General features: G+C 80.4%; 1 pseudogene. It reads left to right on the top strand.

Going from position 1 to position 1,030, the window contains the following annotated elements:
* Positions 1 to 506: 506 nt before the first annotated feature.
* Positions 507 to 1,030, top strand: a pseudogene (locus tag HYE82_RS36745) (hypothetical protein); the annotation flags it as partial.

A 1,030-nucleotide genomic window follows, 5' to 3' on the forward strand; every position in this document is an offset into this window, starting at 1 on the left:
CCGCAGCACCCTCCGGACGCCCCGACAGCGCCGCCGCAACCGCTCAGAGCTCCCCGAGGGGCGACCGGAATACCCTCCCCCGGCGCGAGGCGCCCCTCGGGCCGGTCGGCGGCCCCTCGGCCTCAGCCCCCTCAGGGCCGCCCGGCGGCGGTCGGACGAGCAGGGGCTGTCCGGCCCGCGGCGACGGGTGTGCAGCGGACGGCGGGCCCTCGACCGGCCGCAGCCGCGAGGCCGGCCGCAGCCGCGAGGCCGGCCGCAGCCGCGAAGCCGGCCGGGTCGGCGGTCGTGTCCGGGACGGGGGCCCGGGCGGGATGGTGCGGGTCGGCCCTTCGGGTCGGGAGCAAGGGGGCGGGAATGCGGGGCCCGGGCGGCAGCCGGCCGCAGAGAGCGGCGGGGCGGTGCAGGTCGGGCCGGCGGGCCGCGTGTCGTGGGGCCGGGGTACGGACATCGGGCAGCGGGAGGTGCCCGGTCGCGGCGGGGTGGCGGCGAGGGGGCGGCGCGGCGCGGTGCTGCTGGTCGTCGGGGTGCTGGTCGGCGGTGCCGTGGCGGGCTGCGGTGGCCGGGCCACGACCCACCACAAGCCCGGCACCAGCCACGAGCAGGCCACGGGCAGCGCCGGGACGCTGCTGGACACCCGCGACGGCACCGGCCACCGCCTCCGCGAGGTCCCCTCCGGGGGCGCGCCCCGGGTGCGGGTCACCGTCCACCCCGACTCCGAGGACGGCTGGAACCTCCAGCTGGCGGTGGAGAACTTCCGGTTCACCCCCGACAGCGCCGGTGGCGCCGCCCTCCCGGGCGGCGGCCACGCCCACCTGGAGCTCGACGGGCGCAAGCTGGCCCGCGTCTACGGCCCCTGGTACCACCTGCCTGCGACGCAGGTGCCCGAGGGCCCGCACACCCTGACCGTCCGCCTCTACGCGGACGACCACACCGCCTGGGCGGTCGCCGGAAAGCCCGTCGAAGGCACCGCCCGGCTCTCCGCCCCCGGCCAGGGCGCGCCCGGCGGCCACAGCCACGCGTCACCCCCGCC

Origin of the sequence: Streptomyces sp. BR123, assembly GCF_013401435.1 — a bacterium.
Classification (GTDB): Bacteria; Actinomycetota; Actinomycetes; order Streptomycetales; family Streptomycetaceae; genus Streptomyces.